Annotated in this window: 22 protein-coding genes and 1 pseudogene; 3 read left to right on the plus strand and 20 right to left on the minus strand. The window is 65.7% G+C overall.

Annotated features, from left to right (window positions below):
- Positions 1-15: 15 nt before the first annotated feature.
- Entirely contained in the window at positions 16-528 is a 513-nt protein-coding gene (locus B0G69_RS03750) for a cupin domain-containing protein (RefSeq protein ID WP_121315713.1), read from the plus strand.
- A gap of 182 nt (positions 529-710) precedes the next feature.
- On the opposite strand, the gene pyrF is transcribed toward B0G69_RS03750, so the two are convergent.
- From pyrF to mpl, 20 genes and pseudogenes are all read right to left on the minus strand, one after another.
- Positions 711-1,526, minus strand: a complete 816-nt coding sequence (gene pyrF, locus B0G69_RS03755) for an orotidine-5'-phosphate decarboxylase (RefSeq protein ID WP_121315714.1) — start codon at positions 1,524-1,526, stop codon at positions 711-713.
- A 107-nt stretch (positions 1,527-1,633) separates the two neighbouring features.
- A complete protein-coding gene (locus tag B0G69_RS03760; protein ID WP_121315715.1) occupies positions 1,634-2,740 on the minus strand; it encodes an aldose 1-epimerase in 1,107 nt (368 codons plus the stop codon).
- A 210-nt stretch (positions 2,741-2,950) separates the two neighbouring features.
- Positions 2,951-3,853, minus strand: a complete 903-nt coding sequence (locus B0G69_RS03765; protein WP_121319085.1) for an SMP-30/gluconolactonase/LRE family protein — start codon at positions 3,851-3,853, stop codon at positions 2,951-2,953.
- An 8-nt stretch (positions 3,854-3,861) separates the two neighbouring features.
- Entirely contained in the window at positions 3,862-4,662 is an 801-nt protein-coding gene (locus B0G69_RS03770; protein WP_121315716.1) for an SDR family oxidoreductase, read from the minus strand.
- Positions 4,663-4,714: 52 nt separating this feature from the next.
- Positions 4,715-5,731, minus strand: a complete 1,017-nt coding sequence (araH, locus tag B0G69_RS03775; protein WP_121315717.1) for an L-arabinose ABC transporter permease AraH — start codon at positions 5,729-5,731, stop codon at positions 4,715-4,717.
- Positions 5,732-5,786: 55 nt separating this feature from the next.
- Positions 5,787-7,325, minus strand: a complete 1,539-nt coding sequence (gene araG / locus B0G69_RS03780) for an L-arabinose ABC transporter ATP-binding protein AraG (RefSeq protein WP_121315718.1) — start codon at positions 7,323-7,325, stop codon at positions 5,787-5,789.
- 229 nt (positions 7,326-7,554) lie between these two features.
- Positions 7,555-8,553, minus strand: coding sequence for an arabinose ABC transporter substrate-binding protein (locus tag B0G69_RS03785; RefSeq protein ID WP_121315719.1), 999 nt, complete (start codon positions 8,551-8,553; stop codon positions 7,555-7,557).
- A 144-nt stretch (positions 8,554-8,697) separates the two neighbouring features.
- Complete coding sequence (locus B0G69_RS03790) at positions 8,698-9,474, minus strand: SDR family oxidoreductase (protein WP_121315720.1); 777 nt, start codon at positions 9,472-9,474, stop codon at positions 8,698-8,700.
- On the minus strand, positions 9,471-10,151 hold the full coding sequence (locus B0G69_RS03795) for a 2-dehydro-3-deoxy-6-phosphogalactonate aldolase (RefSeq protein ID WP_121315721.1): 681 nt from the start codon (positions 10,149-10,151) through the stop codon (positions 9,471-9,473). The genes B0G69_RS03790 and B0G69_RS03795 overlap by 4 nt, the downstream gene beginning before the upstream one ends.
- 47 nt (positions 10,152-10,198) lie before the next feature.
- Complete coding sequence (locus tag B0G69_RS03800; RefSeq protein ID WP_121315722.1) at positions 10,199-11,257, minus strand: 2-dehydro-3-deoxygalactonokinase; 1,059 nt, start codon at positions 11,255-11,257, stop codon at positions 10,199-10,201.
- A complete protein-coding gene (locus tag B0G69_RS03805) occupies positions 11,254-12,207 on the minus strand; it encodes an IclR family transcriptional regulator (protein ID WP_121315723.1) in 954 nt (317 codons plus the stop codon). The genes B0G69_RS03800 and B0G69_RS03805 overlap by 4 nt, the downstream gene beginning before the upstream one ends.
- A gap of 422 nt (positions 12,208-12,629) precedes the next feature.
- Positions 12,630-13,940: an MFS transporter gene (locus B0G69_RS03810; RefSeq protein ID WP_121319087.1), complete on the minus strand. Its 1,311-nt coding sequence runs from the start codon at positions 13,938-13,940 to the stop codon at positions 12,630-12,632.
- Positions 13,941-13,997: 57 nt separating this feature from the next.
- Positions 13,998-15,221, minus strand: coding sequence for a tricarballylate utilization 4Fe-4S protein TcuB (tcuB, locus tag B0G69_RS03815; RefSeq protein ID WP_121315724.1), 1,224 nt, complete (start codon positions 15,219-15,221; stop codon positions 13,998-14,000).
- Positions 15,208-16,665: an FAD-dependent tricarballylate dehydrogenase TcuA gene (gene tcuA / locus B0G69_RS03820; protein ID WP_121315725.1), complete on the minus strand. Its 1,458-nt coding sequence runs from the start codon at positions 16,663-16,665 to the stop codon at positions 15,208-15,210. Before tcuA ends, tcuB begins: the two co-directional genes overlap by 14 nt.
- A gap of 178 nt (positions 16,666-16,843) precedes the next feature.
- Entirely contained in the window at positions 16,844-17,764 is a 921-nt protein-coding gene (locus B0G69_RS03825) for a LysR family transcriptional regulator (protein WP_121315726.1), read from the minus strand.
- Positions 17,765-17,819: 55 nt separating this feature from the next.
- Positions 17,820-18,542, minus strand: coding sequence for a monofunctional biosynthetic peptidoglycan transglycosylase (gene mtgA, locus B0G69_RS03830; protein WP_121315727.1), 723 nt, complete (start codon positions 18,540-18,542; stop codon positions 17,820-17,822).
- A gap of 48 nt (positions 18,543-18,590) precedes the next feature.
- A complete protein-coding gene (aroE, locus tag B0G69_RS03835) occupies positions 18,591-19,454 on the minus strand; it encodes a shikimate dehydrogenase (protein WP_121315728.1) in 864 nt (287 codons plus the stop codon).
- A complete protein-coding gene (locus B0G69_RS03840; RefSeq protein ID WP_121315729.1) occupies positions 19,451-21,586 on the minus strand; it encodes an RNB domain-containing ribonuclease in 2,136 nt (711 codons plus the stop codon). The genes aroE and B0G69_RS03840 overlap by 4 nt, the downstream gene beginning before the upstream one ends.
- 308 nt (positions 21,587-21,894) lie before the next feature.
- The gene (locus B0G69_RS03850; RefSeq protein ID WP_121315731.1) at positions 21,895-22,497 is read right to left on the minus strand and encodes a YqiA/YcfP family alpha/beta fold hydrolase; all 603 of its coding nucleotides are present in this window, start codon (positions 22,495-22,497) and stop codon (positions 21,895-21,897) included.
- Positions 22,497-23,888: pseudogene (mpl, locus tag B0G69_RS03855) on the minus strand (UDP-N-acetylmuramate:L-alanyl-gamma-D-glutamyl-meso-diaminopimelate ligase); the annotation flags it as partial. The gene B0G69_RS03850 and the pseudogene mpl, both read right to left, overlap by 1 nt.
- A 203-nt stretch (positions 23,889-24,091) precedes the next feature.
- Here mpl and B0G69_RS03860 point away from each other — a divergent pair.
- Positions 24,092-24,745, plus strand: a complete 654-nt coding sequence (locus tag B0G69_RS03860) for a UDP-N-acetylmuramate--alanine ligase (protein WP_121315733.1) — start codon at positions 24,092-24,094, stop codon at positions 24,743-24,745.
- A gap of 11 nt (positions 24,746-24,756) precedes the next feature.
- Positions 24,757-25,305, plus strand: a complete 549-nt coding sequence (locus B0G69_RS03865) for a TlpA disulfide reductase family protein (protein WP_121315734.1) — start codon at positions 24,757-24,759, stop codon at positions 25,303-25,305.
- Positions 25,306-25,455 lie beyond the last annotated feature (150 nt).

Genomic DNA, 25,455 nt, shown 5'->3' on the forward strand with positions numbered 1-25,455 from the left:
CAACAGGCGGGAACGATGCCGGATTCGCACGCAAGCAGGGACGAACTGATCCGCCGCTTCGATCTGAAGCCGCATCCAGAAGGCGGATTTTTTAACGAAACGTATCGGTCAGCGCAGCGTGTGATTCGCGACGGCGGTTCAACGCAGAATCGCTCGGCGTCGACCGCGATCTACTACCTGCTATGCGACGGCGCGCATTCGGCGTGGCATCGCATCAGGTCCGACGAAGTCTGGCACTTCTATGCGGGCGAGCCATTGAATGTCCACGTGCTCGATGCGAGTGGCGCGCTGGTCACGCATAAGCTGGGCAATGCGCTGACGCATCACGACGCCGTATTTCAGGCGGTCGTGCCGACGGGCTTGTGGTTCGCGGCGGAATGCGCCGATCCGGCGACGTTCGCGCTGGTGGGCTGCACGGTCGCGCCGGGATTCGAGTTCAGCGAGTTCGAGATCGGAGATGTGGATGCGCTGAAGGCGGAGCATCCACAGCATGCGGGGGTGATTGCGCGGCTGGGACCGGTGGGTTGAGCCGAGCTTTCGGTGGTTTGCCGCGGTGCCTCGCTGGCCAGTCGGTCCGCCAGGTCTCGTGAGCCCCGTTCAGCTCTCATCAGGCGCGACGGTCTGAACCATCCCCTAAAACCGGCCCGAACCCGGGCCGTTCAAACAGCCGGCTATTACCGCGTCGCCGGCTTCATCAACCACTTTCGCGCTTACCGGAACGCGTTGATCCGGTCACGCGTTTCCATCGCGGCCTTCGCGGCGGCTTGCGCGAAATCGTCGCCCTTGCCCGCGTAGATGATCGCGCGCGACGAGTTGATCAGCATGCCCGTGCCGTTCGCGGTACGCCCGGCGTTGACGGTCGCCTCGACATCGCCGCCTTGCGCGCCGATGCCCGGAATCAGCAGCGGCATATCGCCGACGATCCCCCGCACCGCTTCGATTTCCTTCGGGAACGTCGCGCCGACCACCAGCGCCAACTGCCCGCTCGCGTTCCACTTGTCCGCCGCCAGTTGCGCGACGACCTGGTACAGCGGACGGCCGCCCGTCTCCAGGAATTGCAGATCGGAGCCGCCCGCATTCGATGTGCGGCACAGAACGATCACGCCCTTGCCTTCGTGCTCCAGATACGGCTGGATCGAGTCGAAGCCCATGTACGGATTCACCGTCACCGCGTCCGCCTGATAGCGCTCGAACGCTTCGCGCGCGTACTGTTCGGCGGTGCTGCCAATGTCGCCGCGCTTCGCGTCCAGGATCACCGGCAGGCCGGGATGGTTCGCGTGAATGTGGGCGATCAGTTGTTCGAGCTGGTCTTCCGCGCGATGCGCGGCGAAGTAGGCGATCTGCGGCTTGAACGACGACGCGTACGGCGCGGTCGCATCGACGATCGTGCGGCAGAAATCGAAAATCGCGTCGGGCCGGCCGGCGAGCGCGCCCGGAAATTTGCTCGGCTCGGGGTCGAGGCCGACGCACAGCAGCGAGTTGGTGCGCTGCCAGGCATCGTTGAGTGTCTGGATGAAATTGGACATGGTGGGTCTCGCGGCGAGCCGGTAAGCGGAAGAGGCGGGTATTTTACCTGTCCTGCGCGGCGGGCCGCGCCCGAACGCCGCCGCTGTCCGCCGCTCCGCCCCACTGCTTACTGTCGCCGCGCCCCACGCGCGCCCGGCATCGACCGCAGCCCGGTACGTTCGACGGTAAACCGGAACGTACGCGCCAGCCGCTCGCCGCGCGCGAGCAGCGTCATACCGTTTTCGCATGCGCCACCGGCCAGATTCATCGCGTTGATCGGATGATCGACGGGCTCGAAGCAGAAAAAGTCTTCATCGGGAGGCGTGTACAGCACGTAGTAATCGGTGTCGGCGGCGATGTTCAACGACAGACGGCGCTTCGGCCACACCACCGCCGCCTGGCCGCTCCAGCCGGTAAAAGCATGATTGACGATGGTCTCCGGCAGCGGATACGCGACGCCGAATTGCCACGCGGGCGGCGCCGGCACATGGCGCACCGGCAGCCAGTCTTCACCGGACAGCCACAGGCCGCCGGCCGCCGCCGACAGCTCGGTGTCCGCATCGCGCACGAAGAACGGATGCACGCCCAGCCCGAACGGCAGCGCGTCGCGCCCGGCATTCTCGATCTCCAGTGTGACGACGAGCGTCGGGCCGTCCAGCGCATAGGTTTGCGCCGCGCGGTACGCGTACGGCTTGCCGTCATGTCGATCGAGCGTCAGGCGCACGTTTTCGCGATCCGACTCCGCCACCTGCCACGCCGAGAGCCAGCCGTCGCCGTGAATCGGCAAGGGTTCGTCGGCGCGATTGCGCGGCACCTCGATGCGCCGCCCAGCCACGTTGAAATGACCACCGCCGATCCGGTTCGAATACGGCAGCAGCGGATAGCAGGCGAGCTGGTTCGGCTGCGTGTCGGCGGTGACATGGCGGCAGCGCCGGAAAATCGGCGTGAGCGCGCCGTCGTTGCGCCAGTCGAATCGGGTGACGCCGCCACCCAGCGTCGGCGCGACGTCGAGCCGCAAATGCGCGTTGGCGAGCGTGATGCACGCGACATCGCCGGCGCTGCCTTCGCCGACCGCCACCGCCGACGTGCTCGGCCCGGCCAGCACCGGATTGGCGGCCGCCGCGAGGCGCGAACGCCGGCTCTGAGAGGTCGACGAAGAAGCGGACGAAGAAGCGGACGAAGAAGCGAGCGAGGAAACGGGTGAGGAAGCGGAAACAAGATTCGCAACAGTCATATCTGGCTCCATCGAGAGGCGAGGGACGTTGCCGTCATTGCTGACGGATGCTGTAGGGCGACTTTCTGGAACGGGTCGCCTCTGGGTCCGAACTGCATGCTGCCGATTTGCTGCCACTGGAATTGCGACATCACCTTCTGGTTCACTTTCAAAATCATTGCGAGTCGTGCCCGCGGTGCGGCCCCGCGAGCGGGGCTGCGTCATTCTGCGCTATGCGGGCGCGCCCTGGAACTCCGGCTCGGGCAAACCGTGCCGTCCGGCCGGCGCGACGAACACGCCGCCCGCCCGAGTATCGGCCGCAAGCGCGGCGGCGTCGAGGTCGGCGCGCGCGCTCGTGATGTACAGCGTGTCGAATTCCGGTCCCCCGAGCGCGACGCAGCTCGGCTGCGCGGTCGGCACGTCGACGCGCCCGGTTTCCACGCCGTCGGGGCCGTAGCGCACTACGCTCGCCCCAGCCCACTGGGCGTTCCACAGGCCGCCGTCGCGATCGACGGTCGAGCCGTCCGGCTCCACGCCCGCGTCGCTCACGCGGGTGAACAGCCGGTCGTTGGCGACGCTGCCGTCCGCGCGATAGTCGCACGCGCGAATTTCCGGCACCTTCGAATCGCAGTAATACATCGTCGCGCCGTCTGGACTGAACGCGATGCTGTTCGAGATGGCCGGCGCAGGCAACGGCAGGCGCTCCAGCGACAGATCGTGATTCAACCGGTAAAAGCCGGCGACCGGTTGCGCCAGTCCGCTTTCGTCTTTCGTGCCGAACACGAAGCGCCCCTGACGGTCGCAACGGCCGTCGTTCACGCGCGTGTTCAAGCCGGGCTCCACGTCGACGATGCGCTGTGTCTCGCCGGTCGTCAGATCGAAAAACGCCAGATGCGTGGCGAGACCGAGCAGCAGGTAGCGCGGATTCGCACACAGCGCGAACGTCGCGAGCCGCTCGGGCATAGGCCAGAACGTGCTGCCGCCGTCGCGCGGATCGTAGCGCCACAGGCGCGCGCCTTCGATATCGGTCCAGTAGAAGCGGCCGGTTCTCGCGCACCAGGTCGCTGCTTCGCCAAGCATGCATTGCGTGTCGATCAGCAGCGACGCGCGCGACGCAGCGGCGTGCGACGGCATGTCAGCGCTCACGCCCAGCCTCCATCGACGACGATGTCCTGCGCGGTGATCATCTTGCTGTCGTCGGCGGCGAGGAACAGCGCCATGCGGGCGAGGTCGGACGGCTCCAGCTCGGCATCGATACACTGCCCTTCCTTGATCTGGCGGCGGCCGGTGTCGTCGAGCCACAGGCGCTTCTGCTTCTCCGTCATCACCCAGCCCGGCACCAGCGTATTGACGCGGATGTTGAAGTGCCCGAGGTCGCGCGCGAGACCGCGCGTCAAACCCTGTACCGCCGACTTCGACATCACATACACCGGATAGCCGCCGTTCTTCAACATCCAGCTGATCGAGCCGAGGTTGATGATCGAGCCGCTGTTCGCGGCCTTCATGTCTTCCATCACCGCTTGAGCCGCGAAGAACTGGTGGCGGAGATTCACCGCGATGCCCGCGTCGAAAAACTCGCGCGACACTTCGCCGATCGTGTGGCGCTTGTCGTTCGCCGCGTTGTTGACCAGCACCTGGATGGGGCCGAGTGCGGCCTTCACATCGGCGATCGCTTTTTGGAGCGCGTCGACATCGGTCAGATCGCACGTCAGGAACAGCGGCTTGTGCTTCGAATCGCCGAGTTCGTCGGCGAGCGCTTCACCGGCGCTCGCGTCGATATCGAAGAACGCGACGCGCGCGCCCTGCGCCGCGAAATGCTCGACGAACGATGCGCCGATACCGGTCGCGCCGCCCGTGATCAACACCGTGCGGTCGACGAGACTCGGATAGCGCGCGAACGCGCTGTCCGCGAGACGGGCATTTGCATTGGCCGGAGACGACATCGTTCGATTCCTTTGAGAGCTGATTGGATAAGTGACGGGTTCAGTCGCGGGGTCAGTCGCGCGAACCGCGATTCTTCAACTGGTCGAGCAGCACGGCGGCGAGCAGGATCGCGCCACGCACGAGGTATTGATAGAACGCGTCGATGTTCATGAGGTTCATCACGTTCTCGACGGTGCCCATGATCAGCACGCCGATCACGACGCCGGAAATCGTCGCGCGTCCGCCGAGCAGCGACACGCCGCCCAACACGCACGCCGAGATCACGTTCAGCTCGAAGCCTTCCGCGGCATTCGGCTGACCCGACGTGATGCGCGACGCCAGAATCACACCGGCCAGCGCGGTCACCGCGCCTTGAATCAGGAAGATGTAGACCCGCGTGCGTTCGACATTGATACCGGCCAGACGCGACGCTTCCGGATTGCCGCCGATCGCGAGCGTATTGCGCCCGTACACGGTCTGGTTGAGCATCACGCCGAACACGATGAAGCACAGCAGCGTGACCCAGATCGGCAGCGACACGCCGAAGAAGCTCAAGCCGCCCAGCTCGATGAACGTATCCGACGACACGCCCACGGCTTGACCGTGCGACACGATGAAGCCGAGGCCGCGAACGATTTCCATCGTCGCGAGCGTCGTGATCAGCGCGTTGATGCGCAGATACGCGATCACCGCGCCGTTGACGAAACCGATCACCGCGCCTGCCGCGACCGCCGCGATGATCGCGATAAACGTGTTACCCGTGGCGTTGAGCACCATCGCGCACAACACGCCGGCGAAGGCGACGGTCGATCCCACGGAGAGGTCGAAGTCGCGCGAGGCGAGACAGAACATCATCGTGCACGCGACCATGCCGATCTGCGAAATCGACAGTGCGAGGCCGAGCATGTTCTCGATCGAGAAGAAGTGATCGACGGTCAGCGACATCGTGACGAACATCACGACGAAGATCAGGATCAGGCTGTATTCGGTGATCTGCTGCCACCATTTCGCCTTGTCGTTGGCTTGCGGAATCAGCGCATCGGCGGCGCTCTTGGCGGCCTGTTGCGCGAGGTTTTCTCTGGCTTGCATGTTCAATACTCCTCCCGTATCCCCACGGGTTGCCGGACTTGCGTCCAAATAAGGTTCAGGCCGCGTGCTGGGCGGCGGCTGCGGTCTCAGGCAGCGCAGTCGAGCTTTGCGGCAGCGCGAGGCTCAACACCGATTGCTCCGTGGCATCCCGGCGCGCCAGCTCTCCGGAAATTCGGCCCTGACGCATCACGACGATGCGGTCGGACACGCCGAGCACTTCCGGCAATTCCGACGAAATCATCACGATCGCGCAGCCGCGTTCGGCCAGCTGATAGATCACGTTGTAGATTTCATGCTTCGCGCCGACGTCGATGCCGCGCGTCGGCTCGTCGAGAATCACGACCTTCAGATCGGGCTCGGCGAGCCAGCGCGACAGAATCGCCTTCTGCTGATTGCCGCCCGACAGGAAACGGATTTTCTGGCGACGGCTCGGCGTCTTGATCTTCAGCAGCTTGATGAAACGGTCCGCGGTTTCCGCTTCCTTCTTGCGATCGAGAAACATCCCCGCGCGCAGATAGTGACGGCGGCAACTGATGTTGATGTTCTCCGAGACCGTCGCCATCGCGACGATGCCCTCTTCCTTGCGGTCTTCCGGGCACAGCACGATGCCGTGCCTGATCGCTTCGCCCGCGCTGCGCACCTTGATCGGCTTGCCGTCGAGCAGCAGTTCGCCGCCCTTCTTGTGATCGGCGCCGTAGACCAGATGCATCAGCTCGCTGCGGCCCGCGCCCACCAGTCCGAAGAAACCGACGATCTCGCCGCGCCGCACTTCGAAGCTGGCCGGTTGCGCGAGCGCATGGCCTTCGATCGCTTTCGCCGCGAAGCGCACTTCGCCGAGCGGGCGCGCCGAATAGTTGTAGATGTCCGAAATTTCACGCCCCACCATCTCGCTGACGATGGTGTCGCGCGACACGCCTTCGAGCGTCGGATGCGAGGCGATCTTGCGACCGTCGCGGAAGATCGTGCAGGCGTCGCACAGTTCGTAGATCTCGTCCATGCGGTGCGAGATGTAGATCATCGCGCGATTGTCGGCGCGCAGATCGCGCACCAGCTTGAACAGCACCTCGGTCTCGCGATGCGACAGCGAACTGGTCGGCTCGTCGAGCGCAATCACGCGTGCGTTGCGCAGCAGCGCCTTGCAGATTTCGACCATCTGCCGCTGCGCGATCGAGAGCTTGCGTAGTTTCGCGTTCGGATCGAGCGCCACGCCCATCGCTTCGAGGCGTTCGCGCACGAAGCGCTTGGCTTCGCGCTTGTTGACCCAGCCGAGCGAGTTCGGCAGCTGGCCGAGCAGCAGGTTTTCCGCGACCGTCAGATCGGGCACGTACTGCAGTTCCTGGTGAATCACCGCGATCCCCGCCGCGATCGACGACGCCGCACTCGAGAAGCGCACCTCGTTGCCGTCGATCAGCACGCGGCCCGAATCGGGTTGATATTCACCGCCGAGTATCTTCAGCAGGGTCGATTTCCCTGCGCCGTTTTCGCCCATCAGGCCGTGAACCTGGCCGACGTTGACCTCGAAGGACACACCGTCGAGCGCACGCACGCCTGGAAAGACCTTGCCGATATTGTCAAAACGTAGCGTCGCTGACACTTCGCCTCCTGTGTCGACGGGAGTGAGCGCTTAGCGCTTACTCCCGTCCCATGCAAGTTAGTTGCCGTTTTACGTGAACCGCGCCTCGCCGTGCCTGGTACTTCGTACCTCACGGGCAGGCGCAAACACGGCTTGTCTCTACTGCTGATCTTTTATCGCTGCCGCCGGCGCGTCATGTTTCGACCATGACGCGCCGGCAGCTCACTTCATCGCACCGCGTGTCACACGCTCAGTTCGACGCGAGGCCCATCTTCTGGCGCACATCGGCGACGTTGTCACGCGTGGCCAGCATGCCGGTCGTCAGCGTGAGCAGCGGCGGTTCCTTGCCTTGCGTGATCCAGTCGTACATGAGCGTCGAGGTTTCTTCGCCGTGGCGCTTCGGGCTGATGATGACCGTGCCGTAGAAGCCCGTCGGCGTCGGCTTCTTGAACTCGTTCAACGCCGAGTCCGAACCGCCGATGCCGATACCGATCATGTTGTCCGCCTTGAAGCCGCGGCCTTCCGCTGCGCGCACCGCGCCGAGCACGCCTTCGTCGTTCAGCGCGTAAGCGACCCAGTGCTTGAATTGCGGGTTCTTCGTCAGCGCGATGTTGGCGGCGTTGAACGCGTTTTCCGTGTCCGTCTTCGCTTGCGGCGCGGCGATCACGTTCGCCTTCGGGAAGCCGGCGGCCACCAGTGCGTCGGTCGCGCCGCTGGTGCGGTCATGCGCGGTCGGCAGCTGTTCGTAGGTCACGTCGATCGCGCCCACGTCCTTCATGTCCCAGCCGCGCTTCTTGATTTCGGCCGCGAGACCGTCGCCGACCTGCTTGCCGATGTTGTACGCCGAGATGCCCATATGCGGCACCGATGCGATCGGCTTGCCCGCGCCGTCGACGAGGCGGTCGTCCACCGTCATCATCTTCAGCTTGTCGGCCTTCGCCTTCGCGACGATGCCCGGTCCGAGCTTGACGTCGGGCGTGCAGATCACGAAGCCTTGCGCCTTCTGCGCCGACAGGTTGTCGATTGCGCTCATCACCTTCTCGCCCGACGGCGCGCCGATCTTCACGAGCGTGAAGCCCTTTTCCTTCGCAGCGATTTCGGCGAACTTCCATTCGTCCTGGAACCACGGCTCTTCCGGCTGCTTCACGAGGAAGCCGATCTTGACCGGATCGGCCGCCTGCGCGACCGGTGCGTTGAAGAGCACACCCGTCGCCGCTGCTGCCAGCGTGAGGAAAATTCTACGTTTCATAATGCGTGTCTCCTGACTAATTGATAACGAGAAGGTAAGCGGCCGCGTCTTCTTGTACCGGTGATGACACACGCGGCCAGCGCGTCGTCCGGTGTACTTTTGCGCCCCTGCGCAAACCTGCGTACTGCAAAAATCCGTCGTGAATCAGTCGTGATACAGCGCCGAGCGGCCGCCATCCACGGTGATGCAACTGGCGTTGATGAACGGCGCTTCATCCGAGGCGAGAAACACCGCCGTCATCGCCACTTCTTCCGGGCGGCCGATGCGCTTCATCGGCTGCAGATCGAGCGTCGCCTGCTGCGCGGCGGCCGGATCGGGCTGTTCGTTCCACCAGTCGTGCGTCAATTGCGTTTCGATGTAACCCGGCGCGATCGCATTCACGCGTACGTTGCGCGGCGCGTATTCGATGCCGAGCGCGCGCGTCAGGCCAATCACGCCGTGCTTGGCCACCGGGTACGGAAAGCAGCCCGGAATGATCTTGAATGCATGGGTCGACGCGATATTCACGATGCTGCCCGTGCCGCGTTCGACCATGCCCGGCAACACCGCGCGGCAACCGTTCCACACGCCGTCCAGATCGACCGCGAAGCAGCGCCGCCAGTCGTCGTCGGTCATGGTGAGCGGATCGCAGAACACGTTGATGCCTGCGTTGTTCACCAGCACGTCCACCGCGCCGAACGCCTGCTCCGCCTCGCTCACCGCCCGCTGAACCGACGCGGACTGCGTCACGTCCGTGCGCACCGCGAGCACGCGTGCGCCGGTTTGCGCCTTGATGTGCGCCGCCGTCTGCTGGGCGGTGTCGATATCCAGTTCCGCGAGCACGACCGACGCGCCTTCACGCGCGAACGCAAGTGCGATCGCCGCGCCGATGCCGCGTCCGGCGCCGGTCACCAGGGCGGCTTTGCCGGCGAGCCGTTTCATTTCTTCGCGCCTGCGCGGGCGATGCGCAAGCCGTTGATGAACGCCTTCGCATGCGAGGCGGTCACGGCGGCGCTCTGACCCGGCTTGTACAGCGCCGAGCCGAGGCCGAAGCCGTTCGCACCGGCGCTCAGGAACGGCCCCATGTTGTCCGGCGTGATGCCGCCGACCGGCACCAGCGGCACCTGCGCCGCGATCACCGCGCGCCATGCCTTCACGACCTGGCAGCCGAGTTGTTCGGCGGGGAACATCTTGAGCACGTCCGCGCCGTTCTTCAGCGCGATGAACGCTTCAGTTGGCGTGGCGACGCCCGGCGCACAGGCGAGGCCCTGCGCTTTCGCGGCGGCGACGACTTCGGGATCGCTATGCGGCATCACGATCAGTTCGCCGCCCGCCGACTTCACGTCGTTGACGAAACTCGGATGCAGCACCGTGCCCGCGCCGACGATCGCATCCGCCGGCAACACCTTGCGGATCGCGGCGATGCTGTCGAACGGCTGCGGCGAATTCAACGGCACTTCGACGATGCGAAAGCCCGCTTCGTACAGCGCCTGACCGTGATCGGCCGCGTCGGCGGGGGTCACGCCGCGCATGATCGCGATCAACGGACAGACTTCGAACGCCGCGATCAGGCCCGCGTGCGGCATGTACGGTGCGGGCAGATTGATGTGAGGTTGCATGTCGGTTCCTTGTTTCGTGAGCGGCACGGAGATGGCCTGCGCGCCGCTTAGTCGGCGCGCGCCGCGTGAGCGGCCGGATTGACGAGCCCCGCCTGCGAGGCGACGCGCCACAGGCCGCGCTCGGTGGCCTGCTTCACCAGTTCCGCCTGGGTGCAGCCGAATTGCGCGAGTGCGAGTCGATAGCGCTCGCACAGCGCTTCATTGCCGATCAGGCGCAGGCTCTGCGCGGCGAGCGAGCTCTGCTGTTGCGTCAGCACGGCGTCGAGGCCGGCCAGTTCGTGGCCGATCAGCAGGCCCGACAGATAGTCGGGCAGCTCGTCGCGCGCGAGTTGTCCGGTGAGACCGAGCGTGCGGGCGCTGAAAACGGTCGCGAGCATGCCCGCCTGTCCCTTTTCACGCGCGATGCTCACGCCGTGCAGGAATGCTTCGGTATCCGGACGATCCGGCGTGGCCATCGTGCGGCCGAGAATCGTATGCTCGCGCAGCGCCGCGAACACTTCGCCCGTCATGAAGGTATGAAAACGTTCGATGCGGCCTGCCTGCACGACCGCCCATTTCGCGTGCGTGCCCGGCAAGCCGATCAGCGCGCGCTTGCCGTAGTCCGCGGCGTTCGCGTCCTCGCCGAGCGCGCCGAAAATCTGCGTTTCTTCGCCGCGCATCACGTTGGGCAGTTCACCGCGTTGCAGGATGCCCGGCACGATGTGCAGCGTCGCGCCGCATGCCGCCTGCACGCGAACGAGGCCGCTCACGAGCGCATCGGCGCTCGCCGGTGCGTCGACGTACGGCGCCTCCAGCCAGCCCTGCGCGCTGCCGACCATCCCCGCCGCGATCACCGGTACGCCGCGCGCCGCGTCGAGCCAGGCGCCGCACACGTCGTCGAAAGCGGCGTCGAAACCGCCCTGCTCCGCGCTGCGCGGTAGATTCATGATGCCGGCCGGCGACGCGCGCGTCGCCAGCACCTGGCCGTCGGTGTCGTACAGATAGGCGCGCAACGAGGTCGTGCCCCAGTCGAGCGCGATCAGCGCGGCATTCGCGAAGCCTGCGTCGGCGACGACACCTGTGGCCGGATGGCTGCCTGCCGGTGTGAGAGAACCCGCCTGTGTCATCGTTTGATCCTGCGGGTTGTCGGTTGGGGAGCGCGCCAACCGAGTTCTTCCGAGATCGCGCGCGCTTCGCGCTGCACGACCGGAATCAGTTCGTCCATGCGTTCGAGCGGCATGTATGGAATCGTGCTCGCCACCGACAACGCAGCCACCACCGCGCCCGACGCATCACGCACCGGGGCCGCGACGCAGCGGATCGACGCTTCGTTCTCTTCGAGGTCGAAGGTGTAGCCGCCGGCTGCGTAACCGGTCATGCGCTGCATGAAGGTCGGCGCGTCGGGGCGGTTGTCCGGCTTGAACGTGACGCCGGCGAGCGCGCGGCGCGACGCGTCGAACAGTGTCTGCCAGACGTCCGGCGTGAGGTCGAGCATCATCGCCTTGCCGATCCCCGTCGACGCGAGCGGCATCCGGTGCCCGACGCGTGAACGCATTTCGAGGCCGCGGGTGCCGGGAATCTTGTCGATGTACAGCACGTCGTCGCCGTCGCGCACGCCGAGGTGAATCGTGTCGAGCGTCTGTTCCGCGAGCGATTCGAGATGCGGACGCGCGACCGCCGTGAGCGGCATCTGTTCGAGCGCGATGGTGCCGAGTTCGATCAGCTTCGGGCCGAGCAGATAGCCGCCTTGCACCTGGCGCAGATAGCGCGCCTGCACGAGGCTGCTCACCAGCCGGTGCGTCGTGCTGCGGGTCGTGCCGAGTGCGGCGCCGAAGGTGCGCAGATCGCGCACGCCAGCGGCGGCGGCTTCGAGAATCGCGAGGCCGCGCAACAGCGTCTGCGTGCCGGCCTGTTGCGGCGTGATGTCGAGCAGCGTGCTGGGCACGGCGATTCCGTCGACGCCAGCCGGTTGAACGCTGGCGCGCGCCTTGGCGGCGGTGGCCGGGCGCGGCGCGGCGTTGTCCGCGTGATTGGCTTCGGACGCGCTTGCGGCGTGAGTAGGCATCGCTTTGTTCATGGCGATTAGCTTTGGGTGGTGTGTGCGCTTACAGCGCGGGGCCGGAGGAGAAGCCTTGAGGACGCGCGAAGCGGCGGGCGCAGCGGTGCTGCCTCGTGATGTCGGGCATGGTTTGGCCTTGTCTCCAGTTTTTTTGCTGTCGCTTTTGCGCGGCCGGATGAATAGGGCTTCCCGGCTCACGTTGCGTGTTGGGTTGGATTGTAGGACCGTTTTTGAGAAATCTCCAATATGTGAATGGCGAATTCAGATAATGGGATTTATGGTGTTTTGGTCCGGATTGGATCGTGAGAAGGCTGATGTCGCCAACGCTCAGGGAGCGCCGGGGCCGGCGGCAAAGCGCTCACCGGACTGTCGCGCCCGTTTCGCCGCGCATGAAAAAAGCCCGCGAAGGCGGGCTTTCCGAGGCAGAATCGTCACAAGAGCTACGTCGCAAACCGCTTCGCCACCTCACTGCGACGATAGAGAATCAACGTCGCGATCAGGCCGCATACGGCGGCGAAGCTCAGCCAGTAACCCGGCGCCGCCCGGTCGCCCGTCACCTGGATGAGGTAGGTCGACACCGCTGGCGTAAAGCCGCCGAAGACCGCCGTAGCGAGGCTGAACGCAAGCGAAAAACCGGCCACGCGCACGTTCTCCGGCATCACTTCGGTGAGCGCGGCAACCATCGCGCCGTTGTACATGCCGAAGAAGAACGAGAACCACAGCAGCACGATCAGCATGCGGCCGACACCCGGCGACGACGCCAGCCACCACAGCGCCGGATACGCGGTCAGGATCGCCAGCACGGTAATCGCGATCAGGATCGGCCGGCGTCCGATGCGATCCGACAGCGCGCCACCAACCGGCAACCAGATGAAATTGCCGATGCCGACGCACAGCGTCACGATCAGACTGTCGGCGGTCGAGAGCTTCAGCACGGTCTTGCCGAAGGTCGGTGTGTAGACGGTGATCAGATAGAACGTCGTGGTGGTCATCGCGACCAGCAGCATGCCCGCGAATACGACCTGCCAGTTCTGCAACAGCGTGCCGAACACTTCGCGCGCGCCGGGACGATGCCGCTGCGCCTTGAACGCCTCCGTCTCTTCCAGCGAGCGGCGCAACGCGAAAAGCAGCGGCACGATCGCGCAGCCGATAAAGAACGGAATGCGCCATCCCCACGCGCCGATCGTCGCGGCGCTCATCCAGTGATTGAGGCCGTAGCCGAGCGCCGCCGCGATCACGATCGCGACCTGCTGGCTCGCCGATTGCCAGCTCGTATAGAAGCCCCTATGACCCGGCGTCGCGATCTCGGCGAGATAGACCGACACGCCGCCCAGTTCGGCGCCCGCGGAAAAGCCCTGCAACAGCCGCCCGAGCAGCACGAGGGCCGGCGCCAGCAGACCGATCGACGTGAAGCCCGGCACGCAGCCGATCAGTATCGTGCCGCTCGCCATGATCGACAGCGTCACGATCAAGCCCTTGCGACGCCCCACCTGGTCGATGTACGCGCCGAGGAAAATCGCGCCGAGCGGCCGCATCAGGAAACCCGCGCCGAACACGGCGAAGGTGAGCATCAGCGACGCGAATTCGCTGCTCGTCGGGAAGAACACCTTCGAAATGTAAGGCGCGTAAAAGCCGAACAGAAAGAAGTCGAACTGTTCGAGAAAGTTGCCGCTGGTCACGCGCAGTACCGCGCCGACTTTCGACACGCGGGACGTGGCCGCGCTTGTCTCGATCGTGTTTGTGGGGTTCATCATCGAAGTCTCCGTTATATTGTCTTTGCGATGCCGGCGACGCTTCACGCGTCAGGCTCAGTCGGCGCCGGCTTGCAGGCCGCTACCGCCGCGTTTTTCGATCGCGGACTTGAGGAGCGCGGCGCTGCGATATAGGCCGTGCGCGAACTTGCCGTACGGCAGCGTCGCGAACAGCGCCATCACCACGCCCAAATGCGACGCGAGCAACGCGGGCATGGCGGACGTGTCGCGGCCTATCAGAAGCGCGAGGCCGGTGGCGCTCGTCAGCAACAGCAAGGCGATGAAACCGCGATCCATCGGACGCTGCTTCGCGTCGCCGCGCGCGGGATCGCGCCGCAGGTTGAGCCACAGCAGACCGGCCGGGCCGATCAGCAGACCGACGCCGCCCAACGAGCCGAGCACGACCGGCAGGCTCAGCATCGGATAAGGCGCTTCCTCGCCCAGCACGTAGTGATACAGCGTCGCCACCACGGTCGCGGCGAAGCACAGCATGAAGCCGTAGAACGTGAAGTGATGAAAGCGCCGGCGCGCGAGCGTGAAGCGGTCGTCCGCTTCGTTGCAGCCGTCGCCGTGTCCGCCGTCGAGATAGGTGAGTCCGAGCACGTTGCGCGTCGCTTCGACAATCGCCGGCGCCGAGGCCGTACCCGCCGACACGTCGCGCCAGAACCGCGTCACGCCGATACCCAGCGCGAGCGCCGCGAAGCCGAACACCGCGCCGAAGATCAGCGCGAGCAGGTTGTGCGGGAAGATCGCGTAGAAGCTCGACGTCTGCGCACCCGGGCGGTAGTCGAGCAGCGAACCCGACAGCGCGGTGCCGAGTATCAGAAACAGCGCGAGCCCGGCGGCCAGCGCGAGCGAGACGGTCAGGCCATTGCGTTTGTACAGCGCGCCCATCACGGGCGGCCACGCGTACTCGGCATAGGTTTCGAGCCGCACTTTCGCCATCGCCTGCGGGACGTTCACCGCGAATTCGTGAGGCGGTGCGTACTGGCACGCGTGATAGCACGCGCCGCAGTTGTGGCACAGGTTCGCCAGGTAATTGACGTCGGCCTTGCCGAATTCGAGGCGGCGCGTCATCGCCGGGAATACCGCGCAAAAACCTTCGCAATAGCGGCACGCGTTGCATATCTGCATCTGCCGCGCGACTTCGGTTTCGTGATCGGTCAGCGGCGCGATCCGGATGACTCGCGACTGCGGATCACGCTCGACAGAGGGATCGGCGCGGCCGGGCGAGTCGGCCAATTGCTGCGCTTCACGCGCCAGCGCTTCAATTTTCTGCACTGAGAACTCCCGATGATTCGTGTGCGCTGCGAGCCGCTTGCCCCGCGTACCCCGCTTGCGCAGCCGCCTGTGCGGCCCGCGCCGCCTCGGTGCCGGCGATGCGCCCGAAGGCCGTGCCGATCGACATGCCGACCCCTGCCGTATAGCCCTTGCCGAGCACATTGCCGGCCATCATCTCGCCCGCGACGAACAGGTTCTCGCTCGGCTGGCCGCCAAAATGCACCTGAGCCCGGTCGTTGACCTTGAGCCCCAGGTAAGTGAACGTGATGCCGGGCTTGAGCGCGTAGCCGTAGAACGGCGGCGTGTCGATCGGCCGGGCCCAGTGGGTCTTCGGTGGGACGAGCTGCTCGGTGTGGCAGTCGTCGAGCGCGGTGTGATCGAACGTGCCGACCCGGCAGGCGTCGTTGTACGCGGTGATGGTCCGCACGAACGCCGCTTCCGGCAGACCGAGCTGGCGAGCCAGTCCGGCCAGCGTGTCGCATTTCTCGCCAGGAAACACCGGTGGCATGAAACGGCCGATTGCCTTGGCGTCGATGATCGAATAGCCGGTCTGCCCTGGCTGCTGCGCAACGAGGCGTCCCCAGATCGCGTAACGTTTGGGCCAGAAGTCCTCGCCCTCGTCATAGAACCGCTCGGCGTCACGATTGACCACTACGCCCAGCGACACGCAGTCGATCCGCGTGCAGATACCGCCGTCGTAGAGCGGCGCGCGCGCGTCGATCGCGACGCAATGCGATTGCGACGGATCGCCGATCGAATCCGCGCCCGCGTCGATCATGTACTTGAGCAACACGCCCTTGTTAAAGCGCGTGCCGCGAATCAGGAAGTTATCCGCCGGCCATTCGCCGCGCTCATTCTGGCCCCACGCTTGTCTGAGCCATTCGCGATTGGATTCGAAGCCGCCCGCCGCCAGCACGCAGGCACGCGCCTCGAAACGATGGCTGCCACTGCGCGCCGCGACGAAGCGGCCATCGTCGAGTTCGATCGCGTCGACCGGCGTGTCGTAGAGAACCCGCACGCCGAGCGCTTCGGCGCTGCGGTAGTACGCGTTGACGAGCGCCTTGCCGCCGCCCATGAAAAACGCGTTGGTGCGCGCGACGTGCAGCGCGCCGGACAGCGGCGGCTGAAACCGCACACCGTGTTTGCGCATCCACGGACGGCAGATTGCGGACGCGCGAATCACGAGACGCGCGAGGTGCTCGTTCGTGATGCCGCCCGTCACCTTCAGCAGGTCGCGCCAGTATTCATCTTCCGGATACGCTTCGACGAGCACGTCTTGCGGTGCATCGTGCATGCAGCGCAGATTGCGGGTGTGTTGTGAGTTGCCGCCCCGCCACTCGCGCGGGGCCGATTCGAGAAGGAGGACCGACGCGCCCGCTTCGCGCGCCATCAGCGCGGCGCACAGCGCGGCATTGCCTCCTCCGATCACGAGTACATCGACCATCTAGCTTGCCTCCTGTCGACCGGAGTTGGCGCTTTGGCTGTCGGCCATGCGCCTCGCTGACTCCGATCCCATGCAACGTAATTGCTTCGAGGCGAACTGTAGTCAGTGACGGCAAATGCCGCCATCAGCAAACGGGCTAGAGGTCTTCAGTTTTCGTGAAGGGGCGGTATGGATCGAGTTATCGGAGTTTCGCGCCGGGCCAGCGGCCCTCTTTCACCAGCGTACGCGCGACGTCCGCGAGCACGACGCGCGCCGCCAGCGCAGCCGGGGACAATTCGTCGTCGGACACGCTGACCAGCAGGTTCGCCCTGACCGCGTCGGTATCCGCGATACGGCTGCTTGCAAGCATCGCGTTCTCCGATCGCGCGAGCGCCGCGCCGGGCTGAATGGTCGCACCCAATCCGCCGCGCACCGCGTCCATCAGGATCGCGAGGCCGTCCGCCTCGGCGGCGAGATGCGGCTCGTACTTCGCGCGTTTGAACGCGGAGGTCAGCAAGGCGCGCAAGCCGTGCGAGCCGCTTGGCAGGATCAACGGCAGATCGCGGAGCTTGGACAAACGCACTTCGCGTTGCGTCGGCATACCGGCCAGATCACGCGCACCGATCACGAAGAGCCGCTCGTCGAGCAGCGGCATGACGCTCCAGCGTTGGGTGGGCGCTTCCTGAAACAGGATGGCCAGGTCGATCGTCCGCGCGCCGAGCATCGATGCGAGATAGCCGGACAGGCTTTCGACCATGCGCAACCGGATGTCCGGATAGCGTTCGCGCATCGCGCGCATGAAGGGCAGACCGAGCACGCCGGCGGTGCTGGGCGCGAGCCCGACGCTGACGTGTCCCGAGAGCCGCGCCTCGCGCGCGGCGAGCGCCGCGTCGTCGATATGGCGTAGTGCCAGCTGAGCCTGCCGCCAGAACGCGAGCCCGGCATCGGTCGGCACGACGCCGCTCGAGGTTCGCTGCAACAGCCGGGTGGATAGCTCGCTTTCGAGCCGCGCGATCTGCTGGCTCAGCGCCGAGGTCACGACGCCCAGTTCGAGCGCCGCCTTGCCCATGCTGCCGTGTTCGATCACGCTGATGAAGTAACGCAGCTGCCGCAGTTCCATCGGAGTTTCCCGCGAGGCCATGCACCCGCGGCCGCGCCGCACGTGCGAAATACGTTTAGTCCGGCAATTCGGCCGCGCCCATGCGCCGCGCGATCACGCGTGCGCGCTGGGCCAGATAGGCGGAGCTGCGGTGTTCGTCGAAGTACCTGGGCCGCGGCAACATCACGGCGAGGCGCGCGGACTGCGCCGCGGTCAGCTTGGCCGCCGACGTCCTGTAGTAATACTGGGCCGCCGCTTCGGCGCCGTAGACTCCATTGCCCCACTCGACGGAGTTCAGATAGATCTCGAAGATCCGTTCCTTGTCCATCAAGGTTTCGAGCATCCAGGTAATGATCAGCTCCTGGCCCTTGCGGATATAGCTCTTCTCACGGGACAGAAACAGATTGCGCGCGAGCTGCTGGGTGATCGTCGAACCGCCGCGCACGATTTTGCCGCGCGCCTTGTTGCGCTCCCACGCCTGCAGGATCGCGTCGGTCTCATAGCCTTTGTTGTTGACGAAGTTCGCGTCTTCGGAGGCGATGATCGCGCGCTTCAGATTGCGCGAGATCTGGTCGTACGGCACCCACGTATGCTGCAACGAGAGATCCGGCCGCTCCTGCGACAGGCGCCACGCGTCCGAGCGCATGAACGCGGTCGAGCGCGGGTTCACGTCGTTCCAGACCGCGATCTGCGTGAAGTAGAACGCCTGCGTCGCGAGCCAGGCGATCACCAGCACGGCGCCCAGATAGACCACCCATCGCACCGGGCTGGGCCGGCTTGCGCGCCGCGTTGCTGTCATGTGCGCTCCAGTTCTCGAATGGTCGGTACCGTCAGGCGATGCGCGGCTCTACGCGTGCGACGGCGCCGTCAGCAGCGCGCGCAACTCGGCCAGCACCGGCGCGCCGTCGGGCCGCACGCCGCGCCACACGTGAAACGATTCGGCGGCCTGTTCGACCAGCATGCCGAGACCGTCGGCGCCGCGCGCGCCGAGCTTGTGTGCGTGTTCCATGAAGACGGTCGGATGCGCGCCATACATCATGTCGTACGCGAGCGTGCCGTTGCCGAACGCGCGGTCGTCGCAGTCGGGCAACGACGCGTCGAGGCTGCCCGCCGTCGCGTTGACGATCACGTCGTACTGGCCCGCTTCGATCGCGCGCGCGCTGCCGCCGGTCAGGCGGCACGCGGCGTCGCGCGCGGCCTGCGCGAACTGATCGACCAGCGCTTCGGCCTTCGCCGCGGTGCGGTTGACGATGGTCAGCGTATGCGGCGTGCGCTCCAGCATCGGCAGCACCACGCCGCGCGCGGCGCCACCCGCGCCGAGTAACAGAATGCGCGCGCCCTTCAGCGACACGCCGAGATTCACCTCGATGTCGCGCACAAGACCGACTCCGTCGGTGTTGTCGCCGTAGATGCCGTTGGAGTCGAAGCGCAACGTGTTCACCGCACCCGCTGCCGCCGCGCGCGGCGACAACGTGGTGGCGAACGCATGCGCGTCGAGCTTGAACGGCACGGTCACGTTCAGACCGCGTCCGCCCGCGTCGATGAAGGCGCGCACGTGCGGCACGAATGCGTCGACCGGCGCGAGCAGCGCGCCGTATTCGAGCCGCTCGCCGGTTTGCTCGGCGAAACGGCCATGAATAAACGGCGACTTGCTATGGCCGACCGGATTGCCGATGACCGCATAGCGCTCACGTGTCTGACTGGCGCTCATCGTCCCGGCTCCGCGATGTGTTGATCGGCGGCTGCGCCGCTTGCACTGTCGTCGTCGTTGTTGTTGTCGGTATCGGTATCGGCATCGGCATCGGCCGCTGCGGCGTCGCCGTCCGGTTCGGCTTCGGCCTGCGCCTCGGCTTCGCCTTCGGCGCTGTCGTCGGCCGCGTCGATGATTTCGTCATCGCCTTCATCCGCTTCTTCCGCTTCGGCGCCGCTCGTCACGGTCGGCGCGTCGAGCACGTGCAACAGACGCACGGACGCTTCGACGGTCAGCTCGTCGATCGACATCACTTTCATCTGCAAACGCGTGCCGCGCGCGTGCACGCCGAGGCCCGGCACATGCAGCAGCAACGGAATCTCTTCGAGGCGCACCAGATCGCCCTTCACCACCGATGCCACCACCTGCTTGCGGTTCTCCTGCTTCAGCCAGCGCAGGCACCAGAAGTACTCCATGCGGCGCTGATGATCGGCATACGCGGTGTAAGTGTCGTCGAAGCCTTGCACGACGGCGAACAGATCGGCGTCCTTCGGCTTGAAGGGCGCGGCAAGTTTCGCGGTCACGCCATGCTGCACGCAGGCGATCAGTTGCCACTGATTCACCAGGTCGACGTAACGGCGCAGCGGCGACGTGCTCCACGCGTATTGCGTGACGCCGAGGCCTTCGTGCGGCGCGGCGTTGGTCTGCATGCGCGTGCGCTTCGGGCCGCTCGGCGCGCCGAACGCGCGCTGCGTGCGGTAGATGCCCGGCACGCCGTGGTCGTGCAGGAACGCACCCCACGACGAGTTCGCGAGAATTGCCAGTTCGGCGACGATCGTGTCGAGCGGCGAACCGCGCCGGCGCGGCGTGATCGTGATGTGCTCGCCTTCCACGTAGAAGTTGAAGTCCGTATTGCGCTGCACTTCGCGGCGCAGACCATAGCCCGCGCGCGCGGTCTGGCGCTTTTCGAACAGCGCCTGCGCGAACGGCCACAGCACGGCGATGTCTTCCTTGTGCGGATAGTCGCCGGTGCCGGCGGCGAGCGCTTCTTCGGTGACGAGTTCGTCGAGCGTGTTGTGGCGCAGGTTGTTCTTCACGAACACACGCTCGGCGCGCGTTTCGCTCGCGACGATCTCCTGGGTCTCGCGATTGATGATCACATACAGCGACAGCGCCGGCCGCAAGCCGCCTTCAGCCAGCGTAAAGGCTTCGACGACGCTGTCGGGCAACATCGTGATCTTGTCGCCCGGCATGTAGACGGTCGACAAACGCGTGCGCGCGATCGCGTCGACTTCGTCGCCGCGCTGGATGCCGAGCGCCGGCGCGGCGATGTGCACACCGATCCGCACGCGGCCGTCGGCCAGGTGCTCGACGGAGAACGCGTCGTCGATTTCGGTGGTGGTAATGTCGTCGATCGAGAACGCCTCGACGTTCGCTTCCGGCAAATCTTCCGGCAAGCTCCCAACGCTGACGGGCGGGAAGCCCGTGCCGTGCGGGAAGAACTCGGAGAGGAATCTCGCCTCGTGCAGCGCGCGCGCCGACGGGATCGCGCCGCATTCGAGCATCAGGCGCGCCTGCGAAATGCCGCGCGCGGCGGCCGCGCCTTCGAGCGCCTTGTATTCGATCGTGTTCTTGTCCGGCTTGGTCAGCAACGCGAGCGCGGTCTTGCCGGTGAAGGCTTCCGGCAGACGGCCGGCCTTCAGCTCTTCCTCGTAGCCCTGCTGCACCAGCGCCTGTTGACGCTTGCGTTCGAGGCCGGCCAGCGCCATCTTCAGTTGTTCCTGCGGCGCGCGTTGATACATGCCGCGGCCCTTGCGGCGGAAGTACACCGGCGCGCCGTGCATGCGCAACACCAGCGCCGCGCGCTCGATCGAACCGAAGCTTTCGCCGAAGTACTCGGCGCCCAGCGTAGCGAACGGGAATTCGTCGTCAGGCGCGCATTCCCACAGGAAGTCCAGGTCGATGTCCTGCGCGGCGGCGTCGGCCTGCTGCATCAGCTCGGCCGCGCTCGGCTTGTCGAATTCGATCAGCACGTCTTTGGCGCGCACCTTCGCGCGCCGGCCGCCCGGCAACTCGACCTGAAACGCGTCACCCTGGCGCGACAGCACGCTGCCTGCCTTGAAACTGCCCGATTCCTCGAAGAAAACGTTCACTCAATACTCTCGTTCTGACTTGCATCTGCCGGCGCGCCCGATTTCGTTCAGCGATCGGTCACTGCGTGCGCGGCACGGCAACGTGTTCGTGGTAGTGGATCCGCGGCGCCTTACGTACGGATACGCGCGCCGGCGGCTTGAATCTGATCCCAATCTGGTGACAGGCAGCGGCTTCACTGCGGGTCAGATGCTTCGGGTAACCGGCGGCGGCTGCGCCGCCAGGTCGTACGCCTGAGCCTCTACTCAGGACGTCGCTTCGGGCCGCCGCGTCGGCACGCAACATCAGGACGCGTCGGACCGCTATTACTTCATGCCGCTTCGCGCGGCGCCGGCGGCTCGACGTCTTCGGCGACGCAAAAGGCCAGCACCTCGTCGACGTATTGCGCGAACTCGCTGATCGCGTGGTCGCTTCCTTCGATCAGCGTAGTGCGTGCGCCGGGATAGTGCGCAAGCATTTCGCGATAGTCGAGCACTTCGTCGCCGGTGGCGGCCATCAGATAATAGCGTTCGGGCCGCGTGATCGACGCGACGCCGAGCGCGCGCAGCTCGTCCAGATGACGCGGTTCGACGACGATGCTGCCGCCGCCATGCCACAACGGCTGCTCGCCAAGATAGGCGCTCAGGTCGCGCTGCGGCACGACCGCCGGGTTCAGCAGCACAGCCGGCCAGCCGTGCTTCTCTGCCAGATGCGTGGCGAAATAGCCGCCGAGCGAGCTGCCGATCACCGTCACGTTCTTCGGTTTTGCGGCATCCACCAGCGATTCGGCGAGCGCGACCGTGTCGAACGGTGAAACAGGCAGCATCGGGCAGCACCATTCGTCGGCGCGGCCCAGTTCGGCAAGACGCGCCGCCAGCACGCGCGCCTTGAACGAATTGGGCGACGAGCGAAACCCGTGCAGGTAGAGAATCACGAGCTGCCTCGCGCGGAAAGGGCGTCGAGCAGCTTCTGATGCACGCCGCCGAAGCCGCCGTTGCTCATCACCAGAATCTGGTCGCCGGGGCGCGCGGCATGGACCACCGCTTTGACCAGCGCGTCGAGATTGTCGAAGGCCTGCGCCTTGCCGCCGAGCGGTGCGAGCGCCTCGCCGAGATTCCAGCCAAGTGCGTCGCGGCCGTTCGGCGCGCCGTAGCCGAACACGAGGTCGGCGTCGGCGAGGCTGGCGGGCAATTGCGCTTTCATCACGCCCAGCTTCATCGTGTTCGAGCGCGGCTCCAGCACGGCGAGAATCCGCGTGTTGTCGCGGCCGACGCGCGCGCGCAGCCCGGCCACGGTCGTGTCGATCGCGGTGGGATGATGCGCGAAGTCGTCGTACACGGTCACGCCGTCGACGCTGCCGCGCACTTCCATGCGGCGCTTCACGTTGCGAAAGCTCGCCAGCGACTTCGCGGCCTGCGCCGGCGGTACGCCGACGTGGCGCGCGGCGGCTATCGCCGCCAGCGCGTTCATGCGGTTGTGCTCGCCCTGCACCTGCCACTCGACCACGCCGACGCGCTCGCTGTTGTGATACACGGCGAAGCGTTCGTCGACCGGCACGCCGTCTTCGGCGGGCAGAGTTTCCCAGCCGCCCTGCACGCCGAAGCGCTCGAGCTCACTCCAGCAGCCGCGCGTCAGCACGCGTTCGAGCGCATCTTCACGGCCGTTGGTCACTACCCGGCCGATGCTGGGCACCGTGCGGATCAGATGATGGAACTGGGTTTCGATCGCGGCGAGATCGGGGAAGATGTCGGCATGATCGAATTCGAGGTTGTTCAGCACCGCCGTCTTGGGCCGGTAGTGGACGAACTTCGAGCGCTTGTCGAAGAACGCGGTGTCGTATTCGTCGGCTTCGATCACGAAGAAGCTCGAATCCGTGAGCCGCGCGGACACGCCGAAGTTCAGCGGCACGCCGCCGATCAGGAAACCCGGATTGAGGCCGGCGTCTTCGAGCAGCCAGGTCAGCATCGAGCTGGTGGTGGTCTTGCCGTGCGTGCCGGCCACCGCCAGCACCCACTTGCCGTTCAGCACGTGCTCGCCGAGCCACTGCGGGCCGGAGACGTACGGCAGGCCGCGGTCGAGAATCGCTTCCATCAGCGGATTGCCGCGCGAAACCACGTTGCCGATCACGAACAGGTCCGCGTTGAGGCGGTTCAACTGGTCCGCGTCGTAACCCTCGATCAAACGGATGCCTTGCGCCTCGAGCTGCGTGCTCATCGGCGGATAGACGCCGGCGTCGCAACCGGTCACGGTGTGGCCCGCGCCGCGCGCGAGCACCGCGAGACCGCCCATGAACGTGCCGCAGATGCCGAGGATGTGGATGTGCATAAGCCTGTCGTGCCGCGCGGGCGTTTTTTTCGAGGGATGGGAGTGCTGCAAAGCGGCCGGAACGACCGTCTGCAAAGGACGCTATTGTAACCGACAGCATCCGCGCCCCCGCGCGCCCAATCACGCTCGCCCGCGCCGCCTCGCCCACTGTGCGGCGTGCCCGCCCGAAAAGGCCCGTCGGCAATCTCTAGTATGATTGACGGATGGTCCGCAAATCACATTTCGATCCGCAGCGCGTGCGCGAGGAAATCGCCATCGCGGCTGCGCGCATGATCGCCGAAGACGGTCTGGACTACGCCACGGCCAAGCGCAAAGCGGCGCGGCATGTCGTCGGCGAGACCCGTGTTGCCGGCGAATGGCTGCCGGATAACGACCAGATCGAAGAAGAAATCCGCGAATATCAGTCGCTTTTTCAGGGCGATAGCCAGCCGGCGCTGCTGCGGCGACTGCGCTGTATCGCGCTGGACTGGATGGAGCGGCTCGCGCCGTTCAACCCCTACCTGACCGGCGCGGTGCTAGGCGGCACGGCGGGCGAACACTCGGACGTGCATCTGCAGGCATTCTGCGACAACCCGAAGGAAGTCGCGATCTACTTTCTGAATGCCAACATTCAATACGACGTATCGGAAACGCGGCACTTTGCCGGCCGCGGCTACGTCGAGACGCTGAGTTTCCTGTGGCGCCCGGTGAACGAGGGGCGCGACGCGGAGCCGGTCGGCATCCATGTGGCGCTGTACGAAACGGACGACCTGCGCGGCGCCGTCAAGGCCGATGCGCGCGGCCGCACGGCTCGGGCGAATCTGCAGGCGGTCCAGGCGCTGCTCGCCAACAGCGAAGCCGCCCCATCCACTAATTAGACAAACCAAGCATGAACACGAGACGGATTCTGGCGGGCGCACTGGTCGCCATCGTTGCTGCGGGCGGCGGCGTGCTGGCCAATCACTGGCTCAACGGCGGCGCCGAGGTCGCCCACGCCGCCCAGGCCGGCTCGCCGCGCAACGCGGTCGACCGGTTGTGGGCCGCTCCGGTTACCAGCGTCGACGGCAAGCCGCAGTCGCTAAGTTTGCACAAAGGGCATCCAATCGTCGTCAACTTCTGGGCGTCGTGGTGCGGCCCGTGTGTCGAGGAAATGCCGGCGCTATCGCAGCTGCAGGGCGAATATGCGAAGAAAGGAATCCAGTTCGTCGGACTTGGCGTCGATTCCGAGAAAAACATCCAGGCGTTCCTGCAGAAGGTCAAGGTGGGCTACCCGGTCTACGTGACCGGCTTCGGCGGTGCCGACCTTGCCCGCGCGTTCGGCAACACCGCCGGCGGGCTGCCGTTCACCGTCGTCATCGACGCGAAGGGCAACGTGCGCTCGACAAAATTAGGGCAGATCGACCCGGCCGCGCTCCGGCAGACCCTCGACGCCCTTTAAATTTCGCATTCTTTTGCTGACAGATTCCGTGCGGAACGCGCAAAAATACGCGCAAATCGCGCGAATTTGCGAGAAGATGGGCGCCCGGCGCGACGGCGGAGCGGCGCGAGCGTCGCTCCGTACGTCTGGGAAACTAGACAAGTTTCTCTA

Source organism: Paraburkholderia sp. RAU2J (assembly GCF_003634845.1).
GTDB lineage: Bacteria > Pseudomonadota > Gammaproteobacteria > Burkholderiales > Burkholderiaceae > Paraburkholderia > Paraburkholderia fynbosensis.